Genomic DNA, 15,099 nt, shown 5'->3' with positions numbered 1-15,099 from the left:
AGGAACTTGAACTCGCGCTCATTGGTCTGCGGATTCTGGTAGATGACCTCCGTGCCGGTGATGTCGCTCGGCATGAGGTCGGGCGTGAATTGAATGCGCTTGAACGACAGGTTGATGGTCTGCGCGAGCGTGGAAATGAGCAGTGTCTTGGCCAGGCCCGGCACGCCGACGAGCAGCGCATGCGAACGCGTGAAAATGGCGATGAGCAGCTCGTCGATCACCTTGTCCTGCCCCACGATCACTTTCGCGAGCTGATGCTTGATCATCGCGTGCGCGTCCTTGAAGTAATTGATCGCCTCGACGTCATTCTCCTCTTTCGCCGCGGCCGGTGGCGTGGGCGTGGCGGGGGATTTGGCGTTGCCCGGTGGAGGAAGGGAACTCATGGAGTTTGCAGTCGGAAGCGTCTGGGGTGAAGGTCGGGGTCACTGAAACACACGCCTTCCAGTTTGCCAATTTCCATCGTCCCCAGCGCACCGGTCACGGTGCTGCGGGAGCTGGAGATGCTGCTCCATACGCTGAGTATCTACGGGGCGTTCGGCATTACGGCCTTTGGCTGGGCCATGGGGCAGCTCTTCAATTGGGAGGTCGGTCCGTGGATGCCCTACTGGTTCTGCGCGGCGCTGCTCGTTTACAATGCGGACCGCCTGCGTCACGATCCCGCCGACGCGCTGAACATCCCCGTGCGCGAGGCCGCCGCCGCACGCCTGCGCGTCCTCAGCTTCATCGTGCTGATCCTCTCCGCGCTGGTGCTGCTGGTGCTCCCCATCGTACAGCGCGATTGGCTGACCCTCGCCCTCGTCCTCGGCGGCGCGCTGGTGAGCCTGAACTATTCGATCCCGCTCTTTGGTTTCCGCTTCAAGGACGTGCCGCTGCTCAAGACATTCTTCGCCCCAACCATCGTCACCGCCTCCGTCCTCGGCCTGCCGTGGCTGCACTTGGGCAGTGGCAGCACCGACCTTGCGACGCTCGCGATCGGCTCCCTGCGCTCGTGGGCCTTCCTCATGTTCAACATGATCCTCTGCGACCTCCGCGACCGCGGCGGCGACGAGGCCTGCGGCATCCGCAGTCTTCCGGTCGTCCTCGGGGACAAGGGCACGCGCTGGCTGCTGGTCGCGCTGCTCGCGTGCCTCGAAGCACTCGCGCTGGGGGCCCTGGCGCTTGCTTCCGATGCACATCGCCACATCTGGGCGATCATGTGCATCGTCGGGCCAATCTATCTCGGGGGAATCCTGCTCGCCGTGCGCCGGCCGCGCCCGGAGCGCTTCTACGAGTGGGTCGTAGAAGGGATGCTCTTCCTGCCGGCAGTCGCGGTCGTCGTCGCCGGCTGATTGCGTCCCAGGCTGGCCGCCCAGCCGCGGACGACCACCGCACCCAGCACCAGGCTTCCGCCCGCCAGACTCCATGGGCCGGGCCGTTCCCCCTGCGCGAGCGCGACCCAGAGCGGATTGAGAATCGGTTCGATCATCGGCAGGAGCACCGCTTCGAGCGCAGTCACGCGTTGGATGGCGATGCTGAAGAGCACGTAGGGCAGGCCGAGTTGCACCACACCGAGCACCACGATCATCCCGACTTGCGCCGAGGGCAGCGGATGACCGATGGCGAAGGGCAGGCCGATGACCGCCGTGAAGATATTACCGAGCAACAGCGCGCTGGCGGGTGAAGCGTCGCGCTCCTTGCGCAGCAGCACGATCATGGTGCCGTAAGACAGACCGCTGCCGAGCGCGCAGAGGATTCCCGAGAGCCCGCGCGGACTGAATTGATCGCGGAAGAACAGTGCGATGCCCGCGAGCGCAATCGCAATGCAAAGCCAGTCACTCCGCCGGGCACGCTCGCCGAGCAACCACGGGCTGAGCAGCGCCACATAAATCGGCCCCGTGTATTGCAGGAAGATCGTGTTGGCGGCGGTCGTGCGATCATTGGCGATGACGAAGAGCGTGACCGTGCCCGAGTAAGCCAGCGCGGCGCCGATCTGCGTCGCACTCCAGGTAAATCGCGGGCGACGCAGCCAGGCCAGCAGGACCACACAGCCGATCGCACTGCGCGCCCCGGCCTTGGCCATTGAGGGCCAGTCGATGCCTTTGATGAGCACACCGCCCAGGCTCCACATCACCGCGGTGGCGAGGAGCAGGAGGACTGCGGTGCGATGAGGAGACGACGAGCCGCGCTGCATACCTCAGTGCGCCTCGGGGCCGCCGGCGACCGCTGCGGATTCCGGGGACGCCAGCGCGTGCGCCACGGCCTCGCCCAGCTTTTGCATGGTGAAGGGCTTGGCCAGCAATTCGACAAAGCCCATGCGTTCCGCCTCGCCAGCCGTGAGGCGTCCACCGTAGCCGGTGTAGAGAATCGCGGGAAAGCCGGGACACATCCGCCAGATGCGGCGCGCGAGTTCCACGCCATCGAGCTTGGGCATGGCAAAATCGGTCAAGAGGAGGCGGTAGCGCTCCGGCTGGGCGGCAAATGCTTCCGCGGCAGCCAGGGCATCGGTATAACTCTCCACGGTGTAGCCGAGCCGCTCGAGCATCGCGCGCGAGACTTTGAGGACGACCGCTTCGTCGTCCACGAGCAGGATGGCGGCATCGCTGGCGGCGGGAGCAGACACCGCCAGCGTTGATGACTCACCCGTGGACGGAGCGGGCGATTGATCCGTGACCGGAAAGTAAATCTGAAAGACCGTGCCGTCCGCCGGCTCACTTTCCACGGTGATATGGCCGCCATAGGCCTCCACGATGCCATGCACGACCGAAAGTCCCAGGCCCGTACCATGTCCGATGGCTTTGGTGGTGAAGAACGGATCGAAAATGCGGCTCAACGTCCGGTCGTCCATTCCGCGGCCGTCGTCGCTCACCACCAGCCGCAGGTAACGGCCCGAGGGCACGCCATCGACGGGTGCCTCCGCTTTCACCCGGCACTCCTGCGCACCAATGCGAATGTGGCCGGTCTGGGCGCCGATGGCTTGCGCCGCGTTCGTCCCGAGATTCATGATGATGCGCTGCACTTGCGCCGCGTCACCGAGGATGGGCGGGAGTTTGTCCGGCACATCGGCCTGCAATTCGATCATGGCGGGCAGGCCGGCCCGGAGAAGTTGCACGGCCTCACGCAGAATCGGCGCCGGGTCGAGCGCCGTCTTCTCCACCGCGCGCCGGCGGCTGAAAGTGAGGATCTGGCTGACCAGTTCCCGCGCCCGTCCGGCGGCGGCAGCGATATCATTGACGATTTCCCGCTGGCGGGAGGCCGCCGGCAACTCGGCCTGGAGCAATTCGGCATTGCCGCCAACGCTGGTGAGCAGGTTGTTGAAATCGTGCGCGATGCCCCCGGCGAGCCGGCCCAGGGCATCCATTTTCTGGGCTTGCTGGAGCTGCATCTCGAGCTCGGCCTGGGTTTTCTGCGCCTGCAGCTTTTCCTCCTGAAGACGAATGTGCTGCTGCTGGCTGCGCCAGACGACGAAACCGACGGCAAAAACGAGCGCCGCCAGGCACAGAGCGCGGAACCACCATTCCTGCCAAAAGAGCGGATGCACGATGAGCACCACGGAAGACGGTTGCTCGACGAAGCGCCCGTCCGTCCCGATGGCCCGCACCGAGAAGCGATATTTTCCCGGCTGGACATCGTAAAAGCGAATGACGCGCTCACTGCCCGCATCGCGCCACACGTCGTCGAAGCCCTCGAGCGTATATTGGAAGCGCGCGTAGTCGGGCTTGCCGAGGGAAGGCACCGAGCAGCGAATGGTCATGTGCCGGGTGCCCGCCGGAATATCGATGCGCTCGCGGTTCGCCGGCGTCACTACGACCGCCGCCAACTCGGCGCGAATTTCCTCGATGCTCGCGGACGGCTCAAAGACCGCCTGGGTAATATCCTGCGGATGGACGGAGATCGCACCCTTGTGAGTCGCAAACCAGAGCTGGCCGTCGGAGGCCTTGAAGGCCACCGGTTGGTAGCCGCGGCGGCAGGCATCGGAGGGCAGACCGTCGGCACGATTGAAGAGCTGAAGCTCAAGGCGGCTGGCCTGTTTCTCCGCTACCGCATCGAGCGAAGCATGACTGATGCGCACGATGCCTTTCTCCCCACTCACCCACAGATAATCGCCCTCCTCGAGAAAGGCCCCGGCGGAGGTGATGGGCAGACCGTGCGCCGCGGTATAGAGAAAGGCGTGCCCCTTGTGCAGGCGGAGCAAACCCTTCGTTTCCGCGCCAATCCAAAGCGCGCCCGCGTGATCCACGAAAAGACCGAGCAGATTGGTTCGCGTGCTCAACGCGGGCAACGGCACGAGTTCCAGGCTCCCCTGCCTCGATCGCGCCAGCCCCTCTTTGCCGACAAACCACATCGTCCCCTCGTGATCCTCGGCGATCGCGCGCACACTCGTGAGCACGGGCGCGGTGCCGGGTTGGAGCCGGGTGAAGTTCCCATTTTCGCGAACGGTGATGCCATGGTCGTGCCCGATCCACAATCGGCCATGCGAGTCTTCGAAGAGCGCACGGATCAACTCGCCCTTGAGCGTGTCGGCGGGCAAAGGCACCGCTTTGTCCCCCTCCATTCGAAACAGCCCCTTGCTCGCCACGGCGGCGATCATTTCGCCATCATGCGTGCGTAAGAGTGACGTAATGCGTTGCCGGCGGCCCAGCGTCCCATCGGCGGTAGTCATGAGCGCTGGCGGCGTTTCTCCACCGACGCGACGCAGACCACTACCCTCGGTGCCGACCAGAATCCGGCCCCCCGAGTCTTCGCCCACGCTATTGATGAGCGCACCGGCGAGTCCACCCAGCTGGCCAAACCACGCCGTGAAGGGGCGCGGCTTGAAGCGGGCCAACCCGGCGCCATCCGTCCCGACCAGCACGTTGCGCTCGCGGTCCTCGAAAAGAGAAATGATCTGCGGCGACAGGGAATCCGCGCTATGCCCGGCCTTCACAACCCGCCCATCGGTCGTCCAGATGCGCAGTCCTTTGGTCGCGCTGCCGCCCCAGACATTGCCGTGAAAATCCTCAAGCAGGACCAGGTCTTCGCTGAGAAAACCCTCGGGCCGCACCAGCGTCGCCACCACGGTATCGCCGACATACTTCCGCACCTCTTTCGAAGTCGCGATCCAGACTCCGGACTCGCGCGCCGGCGCGGCGCCGTGAAACCCGGAACCTCCCGCTGAGGTGACCAGCTTCCAGCCATCCGCCTCCTCGCGCCAGACGTGACTTGGGCTGGTCAGCCACAACTTTCCCGCCGGATCGAAGACAGCCTTGAGCGGGGGACGAAAATCGCCCGGCAATTCGGGCAGCGCGACCGGCTGGAAAACTCCGTCGGAGAACTGCATGAGCTTCGAGGCCCCACTGAAGATCAATCGCCCGCTGGCGCTTTCGGCAATCGATTCGACGAGAAAATCCCTCCAGCCGTGGGCCTGCCGATACTCGCGCCACGCGACTTGATCGAAGGAGAAAAGCCGTCCCTCGGTCGTGGCGGCCCAGAGCCGTCCGGCGGAATCTGCAAAGACCTTCGTCCCCTTGGGTACATTCGGAAGTCCGGGGGAGTTCCTGCCGGAAAAAATGACCGCACGCACGCCGTCGAAGCGCACAAAGCCGTCGTTGGCCGCCAACCAAACGTAGCCGTCACGAGTCTGGGCGATCGAGCGGACGGTGGTAGGCAGGAGGCCATCCGCGGTTTCCCAGACGCGCAACAGAAAATCCTGCTCCAACCCTTGGGTGGTACGTTCGTTGACCGCGACATCCTGGCCACGCAGGTGCGCCGCCAAAAAGGCGAACCAAAGGACGAGATAGATAGCGACTCGTGGGTTACGTATTCTCACCACAGGGAATGAATTACGCGGAAACCCTAAGGCCGACTCGCTTCCAGCGCACGTCAGCGACACAAGAAAGAGCGCTTTTCTCTGTAAAATTTGGTCTCAACAGGGGTGTTCATGGGTCGTAGGGGCTGCCCCGGCTTATAATGCACAAACAGTGCCTGATACGGCCGGAAAGGCACCCCTGGCCCGGAGGCTGGGTCGCATCGCTTTTGACTCTCCCCCACCAACTCCTAGACTCAGCGCACATGGCCTACGATTCCTTTTCTGCTTTCGTCGCCGCGCTGGAGGGCGCGGGCGAATTGAAACGCATCCCCTTTGCGGTCGCCACGGAGCTCGAAATAACGGAGATCGCCGACCGGGAGATGAAATCACCGGGAGGCGGAAAAGCGCTGCTCTTTGAAAAGCCGACGGTCAATGGCAAGGCGTCGTCCTTCCCGCTGGCGATCAATACGATGGGTTCGCAGCGACGTATGGCGATGGCGTTGGGCGTGGATCACGTGGACGACCTGATGCGGCAAATGGAACTGATCTTGAAGGCGAAGCCGCCGACCTCGCTCAAGCACGCCTGGACGCTGGCCATGCAGGGGCTCGATCTGCTCAACGCCAAGCCGAAGCACGTGCGCAGCGGGCCGTGCAAAGAGGTGGTGCACAAGTTCTCCGCCGCCGAAGCAGCGAAGCCGCCCTCCCTCCCCACCCTGCTCGATCTGCCGATCCTCCAATGCTGGCCGCAGGACGGCGGACGGTTCATCACACTGCCGTGCGTGCACACGCGCGACCCGGATACCGGGGAGCGCAACCTCGGCATGTATCGCCTGCAGATTTACGACGACCGCACGACCGGCATGCACTGGCAGGTCCACAAGGTCGGTGCGCGGCACGGGCGGCGATATTATGAGAAGGGCGAACGCATGCCCGTGGCCGTGACGCTCGGCGGCGACCCGGCCTACACCTTCGCCGCGACCGCACCGCTGCCGGATGGGCTGGACGAGATCCTCTTCGCGGGCTTCGCGCGCAAGAAATCGGTCGAACTCGTGAAGTGCGAGACGGTCGATCTCGAAGTGCCGGCGGACGTCGATTTCGTGCTCGAGGGTTATGTCCAGCCGGGAGAGATGCGGGCGGAGGGGCCGTTCGGCGATCACACCGGATTCTACACCCCGCTGGACGACTATCCGGTGTTTCACCTCACCGCGATCACCCACCGCAAAGAGGCGATTTACCCGGCGACGATCGTAGGCATTCCGCCGATGGAAGATTTCTACATGGGCACGGCGAGCGTGCGCGTCTTCCTCCCAGTCTTCAAAATGAACTTCCCGGAGATCGTGGACATCGCGCTGCCCGCGGAGGGCGTCTTCCACAACCTGGTCTTCGTCAGCATCCGCAAGCAGTACGCGTGGCAGGCTTTCAAGATCATGCACGGGCTGTGGGGGATGGGGCAGATGATGTTTTCCAAATACATCGTGGTCGTGGACGACGATTGCGACGTGCACAACACCAGCGAAGTGCTCTTTCGCCTGTGCGCGAACACCGACCCCCAGCGCGATTCGACGTTCATCAAGAACCCGACCGATGCGCTCGATCACGCGCAGAGCACGGCATGCATCGGCTCGCATCTCGGGATCGACGCCACGCGCAAGCTCCCCGGCGAAGGGTATCACCGCACGTGGCCGGAACTGCTGAAGATGGACCCGGCAGTCAAAGCGCGGGTGGACGCGCTGCTCGCGACGGGGAAATGACGACGCTGATTACGGATTGATGAAGATCCGACCTGTCGAGGGATCCTCCACCTGTGCGCCACGCGGGATGCCGCGGACGTCGATCCGGTTGTAGGGCGAGTACGGACTGACGACGAAACCGTCGCGGTGTGTCAGGCGGCCCACGGGATAGCGGGTACGGTCGTCGCGGTAATCGCGATCGCCGGGCCGGCCGTCGTAGTAGCCGTCCTCGTAAGCCCGGCGGCGCTCGTGCTGGACGGCCTTGCCAATGAGATAGCCGCTCCCGGCGCCGATGGCCGCGCCGACCAGTGCCTGGTCGCCCCGCCCGTGGAGCGATCCGCCAATGACGGCACCCGTCGCGGCGCCGAGCAGGGCGCTCTCCCCGGGAGTATCGCAGCCGGTGAGAGCAAAGGAGGCGAGCAAGGTGAGGGAGATGAAGGGAACGAGCTTATTCATGAGCGGGTGGGACTTATTAACTGAATCGGACGGAACGCAAGGCCCGGTTGTTCAAAGGAATCTCGCGCGCAAGACCGCGCCGGTGATGAGGCCGAGCTTGCGAAGGCGGCCGAGGCTGTAGCGGTGGCCGAAGACGTGGAAGCCGTCGCGCTCCATGCGGTCGAGCAGGCGGCGATAGATGGCGTGCATGATCTCGGCAGCGACGAGGGCGCGGCGGTCGCTCTGCGGCAGCGCCTTCCGGGCGGCGGCGTAGAAGCCGCGGGCGCGATCGGCCTCGAAATGCATGAGGGCGAGGAAGGCTTCATTGTGCCGGCGGGCGGCGAGGTCGTCGGGCGTGTAGTGGAAACGCGCGAGGTCTTCCCGTGGGAGGTAGATGCGGCCGCCGTTGGCGAAATCCTCACCGACATCGCGGAGGATGTTGGTGAGTTGGAGGGCGAGGCCGAGTTGCTCCGCGTACTCCTGCGTCAGCGGATCGCGGCAGCCAAAGATTTCGATGCTGATGAGCCCGACGACACTGGCCACGCGATGGCAGTAGAGCCGCAGATCGTCCCACGTCTCGTAACTCGCGCCCGTGAGATCCATCTCCACCCCGGCGATGATCTCGTGGAAATGGCTGGCCGGGAGATGATACTTCGCGATGAGCGCGCGAACCGGCAGGGCGAGCGTCGATTCACCCGCGACGGGCTCTTGCACCGCCCGCTTCCATTGATCGAGCGCGGCGCGGCGCTCCTCGACGGTCTGACCCGGATCGTCGGCGATGTCATCGATCACGCGACACCACGCGTAGAAGACCGTGATGTCTTCGCGGCGTTTGCGCGGCAGCGAGACGAAGGCGAGGGCGAGGTTGGATTTGCTCGCGCGGGTGATGGCCTGCGCCTCGGTAGTCGGCGCGCTCATCCGCAGGTCTCCGGCAGACATTCCGAATCGCGGGCGATGACCCCGTCGCTGATATCCAGCACGCGATCACCAGCCTGCGTTTTCAAATCCATCGACGCCGTGGCAATGATCGCCGTGCCGAAAGTCACGGCCGCTTTGCGCAGCAGATCGGCGAACTCCTCCAACTCCGCTCCCGCAAGCATGCCGTCGAGATTCTCCACGAGCAGCGCCGCGGGCTCATTCACCAGCCCGCGCGCGATAGCCACCCGGTACTGCGCCGGCGCCTCGAGATCCTCGACGCGCGCCTCGACCGCCCCGGCGAGCCCGACGAATTCCAGGATGGCTTCCGTGCGCCGGCGCGCCTCGTCGGGATCGACCTGGGATATCTTGAACAGCGGCATGGCGACATTCTCGATGACACTGAACGAGCTGAGCAGAAAGGGCGCGGCAAACGCGAAGCCGAGCCGCTGCGTGCGCAACTCCGTGCGCACCTCTTCATCGAGGCTACAGGTCGCGCTGCCATTGATCAGCACCTCTCCTTCCGCCGGATGCTCGAGCAGACCCGTGAAACGAAAGAGCGCGGTTTTTCCACTGTCACTCGCGCCCCGCAAAATGTGCAGCCGCCCCGTGGAGAACGCCGTGGAGATACCGCTGACGCTCGTGCCGTCGGCACAAGTGCCGGAGACACCGCGCAATTCCAGTGGGCTGGTGGCGGGCAGGTTCAAAGTGCGTGGGGGTGGCGCCTTGGAATGGTCATCGGGCAACAGCGGACATCGCGGTCAAAAGAGCACCCCCTGTTCCATCGCGCCTTCGGGCGTGGGCGTCTGTGGGGCGTCACCGTGTTTGTAGTAGCAGACCCAGCTCGCGAGCAACCAGGCAGCGACGAAGCCGTTTACCCAGGGCACGATGAAGCTCCACGCGATGCCCAGCGAAGTGCCATCGCCCAAGCCGACCTGGACGAGATTGAGGAAGACCAGCGTGAGAAAGAAATGCATCCCGGCCACGACGAGGAACCAGCCGAACGACCACCAATGCCGGCTGAGGAAACGCAAGTGGTCGTGCAGGGCCTTGCCGAGCGATTCGCTATGAAAGGTGAGCGTGATCTGCATGGACGCAAAGATCAGCAGAATGCCAGTAATGACGCCCCGGGCGATCCGCAAACGGGCATCGATCAACGGGACCTCGTGCGGGAACATGCCCTGGAAGGCGGCGAAGTTGTTCAGGATGAGCGGGAGATGGATGAACGCGCTGCTCAAGACCATGACGAGCACGGCCCAGCGCACCACATAGCTGAAGCGGCGGATGGCGAAATCGACGAGGTGCTGCTGGGTGAAGGTCAGGCCGCGCACCCAGCAATACGCGATGAGCATGAGGCCGATCTGGATGCAGACACCAACGAGGTATTCAAAGAGGAACGCCAGCCAGTCGGCCACCGGCGCCCATTGGAACCAGTTTTCCAACGCGGCTTGCTGCAAGCCGAGGAGCTGCGGAGCCGCATAGAGAAAGGGTTTGGCGAAGGCCGCCAGCGCGCAGACCACGATGCCACCGTGCAAGGCCGCGCCCCAAACGCCGAAGCGCTTGCGCAGCGCGTGCCAGAGCACCCCATGGTGCCCATCCCAGTTGACGAGGAACAGAGCCGCCGCCAGTGCGGAGAGAGGGAAGGTCGTGACGAGCAGATTGAAAATACCGGCCACACTTTCCAGCGCGGGCAACGCACTGTCGCGGACGACGGCGTGCAACGCGTGCGGCGGCAGGTACCACAGCGATTCCGGCGAGCCATACAGCCAGAACATCGGATCGCGCCACGCCTCGCGCATCCAGACAAACGTCGGCCGAACCGTGGGCGGCAGCACGCAGAAGAAGTAGTAGCGAAGCGCGAGCTGAAAGAGCGCGTAAGCAAAGCCGAAACTGCCGAGCGTGAACCACAGCACCTTGTAACGCCGCACGGCGCGCAAACCGTCGCGCAGGTTCGTGCGCACAGGATTGGTGAACATCACGAGCAGGTATCCCACGAGCGATCCGAGCAGCAGCCATCGCAGGGGGATGGCAGGCAGGACAAACGCGACCGGGGCAGACATGCAGTTGTAATTAAGCCGCCCCTGCGCGAAAGGGAAGCGCGGCGGGGTGGTTTCTTGCTCTTGCTGCTCCATCGCCGCCGCCGGCGCTAGCGACCCGATCGACCGGCGCGACTACGCCTCCTGCCGGCGGGCGTTGACCGGGGCGCTGGGTTCCTCGGCCAGGGCGAGTCTCCAATTGCTGCGCGGAGCGTAGGCGAGAATCATCCCGCCGGTGATCATGAGGAGCGTGGGGATCGTGTGCTTGGGATAAAGCGCGAAGGCGTCCTGGATGCCGGCGTGGGTTTCCATCTCCATTTCGCGCATGGTGAAGGTGCTCTGCGTGTGCTCGGCGAGGCGCGCGTCGCTTTGTTGCATGACCCGCCGGCTGACGACGTGGCTAAAGATGGGGATAATGATGAACAGCCACAGGAAGCCGGCGAGGAGGAGGGCGTAGCCCAGAAAGCGCGCCACGAACAGCAAGGGATTGAGCTTGGAGTTTTTCATTGGTGATTTCGTCCCGCCTGAGGGGCGGACGGGAGTGTGGGGTTGATGCGGCGTCCTGGGCGGGGACGCTGCAGATTCGATCACCGAAATGGAGCAATTGCCGTGCGAGTTGCCGATCACTCCCACTGCGAATTCTTGCAACCCATGTAGGCAATGAGCAGGCCGAGGAGCACGTGGGTCATGAGCACCCAAAAGCAGAGGTCCGCCGGGACCAGCGTGGTCTGGGTCACGGAGAGCACGGCCTCGTAGAAGCGCGTGTCGTGCATGGTCTGGATGAAGCCGGACCAACCCCAGTAGGACGCGATGAACGGCCGCGTGAGCCAGCTCAGCGCCTTGGGCAGCGCGAGCACGGCGCCGGAGAGCGGAAGCTGAAAGCCGACGAGGTAAATCGAGACGAGCGAGGCTTGCTCGGCGGTCTTCATGAGGCTGGAGATCGCGAGGCAGATGGCGGTGAGCGCGGCGTTGACGAAGATGAGCAGCATGACCTGCGTCGCCGGGTTGCCCTTGAATTGCACGACGTAGTTTACGAAGACGCCCATCCAGATGGATTGCGCGAGGACGAGCACGCCGAGGTAGGCCGCCTTCGAGGCCACGTAGGCGGACGGGCGCACGCCGGCGAATTTCTCCTTCTCGAAAATCAGTCGCTCGCCGGCGATCTCGCGCGCGGCATTGTTCGAGCCCATGAGCGCGAGGAGGATGACCTGGAACATGATGAGCCCGGAGACCAGGCTGCCGGTGTGGACCAGCTCCTGCCGCTGCTGGAACTCGTTCTTCATCTGCTCGAGAAAATTGCCGGAGATGACGCCATTGAGATTCTTGATCTGCGGCAGGCCATCGAGGGCGAAGATGACCACGAGAATGGGAAAGCCGAAGAGCAGGGCAAGCTGCAGCCAGAGCTGACCGCGATCACGGAAGAAAATCTTCCAGCGCCGCGCGAGCAAGACGCTGAACTGGCTGAGCGCGCCCGGCGTGCCGGGATAGTCCAGCTTCCGGCGTGTCTCGACCTCGAGCTTTTCGTCGCTCACCTTTTGTGTCTCCACCCCGGCCTGGTCCTTCTCCGGCTCTTCCTCGTCGAAGCGCGCCTTCTTCAACAACTGCTGGAAACGTTCCTCGGTATCCTCGCCGCTCGCGGGCACGTCGGAAACTTCCTCGAGCGCCACTTCGTCCGCGTCGTCGCGCAGGCTGTCGATGCCATAGCTCGACCGGTGCTTTTGCCACGAGCGATGCCAGTCCGTCGGCTTGCGCTGGGCGAGCCGCGGGAAAAGTTCCTCAGGCTTCGCCACGTCGAAATAGTGGAAGAGCGCCGTCGCCGGCCCGTGATAGGCGAGGTGGCCCTGGTAAAGCACGACCACGCTGTCGTAGAGATCCACGTGCCGCAGGCTGTGCGTGACCGAGAGCACGATGCGATCGTCGCGCTGCGCGATCTGGTGCATGAGGTTGGCGATTTCGTCCTCCGCCTTGGGATCGAGGCCGCTGGTCACCTCGTCGCAGAGCAGCAGATGCGGCGAACTGACCATCTCCAAGGCCAGCGCGAGGCGTCGCTTTTGTCCGCCGGAAAGCACCTTCACCTGGCGGTCCGCGATCTCCTCGAGGCCCACTTCGCGCAGGATCTGCTCGAGCCGCGCCTCCTGCTCTTCCCGGCTCAGTCCGCTCACTCGCAGGCGCAGCGTGCTTTCCACGCTTTCCCACACGGTCAGCAGATCGTAGGCGATGCTGAACTGCGGCACGTAGCCGATCTCGTGCGGGTCCATGTCGCCATCCTCGGAAAGGTCGCGCCCCTCCCATGACACATGGCCCAGCGACGGCTCGCGCAGGCCGGCGATCACCTTGAGCAGGGTGCTCTTGCCACAACCGGATGGGCCGAGAATGGCGGCAAAATGTTTCTTCGGGAAACGCACCGTCAGTTCCGAAAGCAGAAGCTGGTCGTCGGGGGCGTTGCCCAGCTGGAGGGAGACTTCCTTGAGTTCGAGCATGGCGGGGTGAGCGTTGTGGATTGACGCGGCTTTGTCAGTGGTAAAAGTGGTGGATGGCCGTTTCCTCCCGCCCTCGCAACCGACGCCCCAATCCGTGGCTCCGCTTCGTCATCTGGGCGATCCCGATATTTTGCGTCCTGCTCATCGTGGGTTTCTTCATCGCGAAATCAGCCATCGATTCCTATCTGCACAGCGATAGCTTCCGGCAATTCGTCTCCAAGAAGGCCGGGGACACCCTGCACGCCGATGCCGAGCTCGCCCCGCTGAGCTTCGCCGGCTCGACCGTCTTCGCCGATGGCTTCACGGCAAAGGGCGGGCCGGACGCCGCTTTCTCCGATTTGCAGATCGAGCAGATCCGCACCGAGATCAGCCTGCGGCGGTTTTTCGAGAAGGTCTGGCAGGTCGAGCAATTCGACGTGCAGCGCATTCGCGTGGACCTCGATGGGCCGCGGATCAACCGTCCCATGGAACCCGCGGCGTCGCCGCTCAATGCGCCGGCAGCCGAGAAAAACGACGGCAACCCGAACAGCGGCTGGCTGCCGAACCGGGTGGAGATCGGCAAGGCCGTGGTCCACGACACCCAATTGACATGGAAGGGTGGCGGTCTGCGCGGCACCGCGTTTGAGATCGAGCCACACGAAGGCGGATGGCAAATCGCCGGGCAGGGCGGCACCATTACCTACGGCAAACTGCCGCCGCTCAATGTGGGCGACCTGCACTTGCGCTATCGCGCGCCTTCGCTGTTTGTGACCAGCGCGGAACTCCGCCAGCCGGCCGGCGGCTCGCTCCAGGCCACGGGAGAGATCGATTTCACCCGCCAGATGGATATGCGCCTCAACCTCGTGAACATCGGCATCTCGCCGTATCTCTCCGACGACTGGCGCCTCAAGGCCAAGGGCAACCTCTCCGGCGAGGTCAACGTCCACAGCGCGCTGCCCACCCGCGGCGGACCGCAACTTTCCGGCTCGCTCAAACTCTCCCAAGGCGAACTGACCGCGCTCCCCTTGCTGGATGAAATCGCCACCTTCACGCACACACTGCAATTCCGCCGGCTGAACCTGAACACCGTCTCCGGCGATTTCACCCAGGACGACACGCGCTTGAGCGTGAAAAATTTCGTCGCCGAGTCCGATGGACTCATCCGCATGGAAGGCGCGTTTGTGATCGAGAATGGCCTGATCGATGGCACCTTCCAGGTGGGCGTCACGCCCGCCAGCTTGCAATGGCTCCCCGGCTCGCAGGCCAAGGTTTTCACGGATGCGCACGGCGGCTATGTCTGGGCGCCGATGCGTCTCACCGGCCCGGCCAACAAGCCGAAGGAAGACCTGTCGCCCAAGCTCATCGCCGCCGCGCAGAACGCGGTCATCGAAGGCGTGCAGGACGCCGCGGGGCAGGCAGTGAAGACCGGCAAGGATGCGGTCAAGAACGCGGTGGATTTGTTCCTGCCGCTGGTGAAGTAGTGGCCAGCCGCACCCGAGAAGCGGGTAGTTGAACCACGAAGGCACGAAGGCACGAAGGAAGGTCCGGCAACTCCGGCCCGGATGGTTAACCACAAACAAAGGCACGAAGGCAGCAAAAGTCCTGCATCGGGACCCTTCCCATTCCCCCTTCGTGCCTTCGTGCCTTCGTGCCTTCGTGGTAAAAAGAGAGGGATCGCAATGGCGCTGCTTTCGCTTCGTTCCTCAAAAATTGCGCACCTTGAGCGGGCTTGACTCACCTTGACCCGCCTTGATTGGCCT

12 protein-coding genes are annotated in these 15,099 nt (G+C 64.0%); 3 read left to right on the top strand and 9 right to left on the bottom strand.

What is annotated here, in order from left to right:
- Nucleotides 1-383, bottom strand: a 383-nt coding sequence (locus tag ABJF10_RS20550) for an AAA family ATPase (RefSeq protein ID WP_348546482.1), incomplete at its 3' end; no start/stop codon positions are given.
- 63 nt (nt 384-446) lie between these two features.
- On the opposite strand from ABJF10_RS20550, the gene ABJF10_RS20545 reads away from it, so the two are divergent.
- A complete protein-coding gene (locus tag ABJF10_RS20545) occupies nt 447-1,328 on the top strand; it encodes a UbiA family prenyltransferase (protein WP_348546481.1) in 882 nt (293 codons plus the stop codon).
- On the opposite strand, the gene ABJF10_RS20540 is transcribed toward ABJF10_RS20545, so the two are convergent.
- Both ABJF10_RS20540 and ABJF10_RS20535 read right to left on the bottom strand, forming a co-directional pair.
- Nucleotides 1,265-2,170, bottom strand: a complete 906-nt coding sequence (locus tag ABJF10_RS20540; protein WP_348546480.1) for a DMT family transporter — start codon at nt 2,168-2,170, stop codon at nt 1,265-1,267. The two genes, ABJF10_RS20545 and ABJF10_RS20540, sit on opposite strands and share 64 nt — an antisense overlap.
- A gap of 3 nt (nt 2,171-2,173) precedes the next feature.
- Complete coding sequence (locus tag ABJF10_RS20535; RefSeq protein WP_348546479.1) at nt 2,174-5,785, bottom strand: two-component regulator propeller domain-containing protein; 3,612 nt, start codon at nt 5,783-5,785, stop codon at nt 2,174-2,176.
- 242 nt (nt 5,786-6,027) lie between these two features.
- Between ABJF10_RS20535 and ABJF10_RS20530 the strand changes: the two genes are divergently transcribed.
- Nucleotides 6,028-7,515 carry a menaquinone biosynthesis decarboxylase gene (locus tag ABJF10_RS20530; protein WP_348546478.1) on the top strand — a complete coding sequence of 496 codons (1,488 nt, stop codon included), beginning with the start codon at nt 6,028-6,030 and terminating at the stop codon, nt 7,513-7,515.
- 9 nt (nt 7,516-7,524) lie between these two features.
- Here the strand turns inward: ABJF10_RS20530 and ABJF10_RS20525 are convergent, their stop codons facing one another.
- The 6 genes from ABJF10_RS20525 to ABJF10_RS20500 form a co-directional block, all read right to left on the bottom strand.
- A complete protein-coding gene (locus ABJF10_RS20525) occupies nt 7,525-7,950 on the bottom strand; it encodes a glycine zipper domain-containing protein (RefSeq protein ID WP_348546477.1) in 426 nt (141 codons plus the stop codon).
- Nucleotides 7,951-8,001: 51 nt separating this feature from the next.
- The gene (gene hpnD / locus ABJF10_RS20520; RefSeq protein WP_348546476.1) at nt 8,002-8,847 is read right to left on the bottom strand and encodes a presqualene diphosphate synthase HpnD; all 846 of its coding nucleotides are present in this window, start codon (nt 8,845-8,847) and stop codon (nt 8,002-8,004) included.
- Nucleotides 8,844-9,551 carry an ATP-binding cassette domain-containing protein gene (locus ABJF10_RS20515; protein ID WP_348546475.1) on the bottom strand — a complete coding sequence of 236 codons (708 nt, stop codon included), beginning with the start codon at nt 9,549-9,551 and terminating at the stop codon, nt 8,844-8,846. The genes hpnD and ABJF10_RS20515 overlap by 4 nt, the downstream gene beginning before the upstream one ends.
- Nucleotides 9,552-9,605: 54 nt before the next feature.
- Nucleotides 9,606-10,904 (bottom strand): hypothetical protein, encoded by a 1,299-nt coding sequence (locus ABJF10_RS20510; RefSeq protein WP_348546474.1) that lies wholly within the window; start codon nt 10,902-10,904, stop codon nt 9,606-9,608.
- A 111-nt stretch (nt 10,905-11,015) separates the two neighbouring features.
- Nucleotides 11,016-11,387, bottom strand: coding sequence for a hypothetical protein (locus ABJF10_RS20505; RefSeq protein WP_348546473.1), 372 nt, complete (start codon nt 11,385-11,387; stop codon nt 11,016-11,018).
- Between the two features lie 116 nt (nt 11,388-11,503).
- Complete coding sequence (locus ABJF10_RS20500; RefSeq protein ID WP_348546472.1) at nt 11,504-13,360, bottom strand: ATP-binding cassette domain-containing protein; 1,857 nt, start codon at nt 13,358-13,360, stop codon at nt 11,504-11,506.
- 53 nt (nt 13,361-13,413) lie between these two features.
- On the opposite strand from ABJF10_RS20500, the gene ABJF10_RS20495 reads away from it, so the two are divergent.
- Complete coding sequence (locus ABJF10_RS20495) at nt 13,414-14,820, top strand: hypothetical protein (RefSeq protein WP_348546471.1); 1,407 nt, start codon at nt 13,414-13,416, stop codon at nt 14,818-14,820.
- Nucleotides 14,821-15,099 lie beyond the last annotated feature (279 nt).

The sequence above is a fragment of the Chthoniobacter sp. genome, assembly GCF_040003245.1.
Taxonomy (GTDB): Bacteria; Verrucomicrobiota; Verrucomicrobiia; order Chthoniobacterales; family Chthoniobacteraceae; genus Chthoniobacter.
This window is presented reverse-complemented; position numbering and strand designations above follow the sequence as displayed.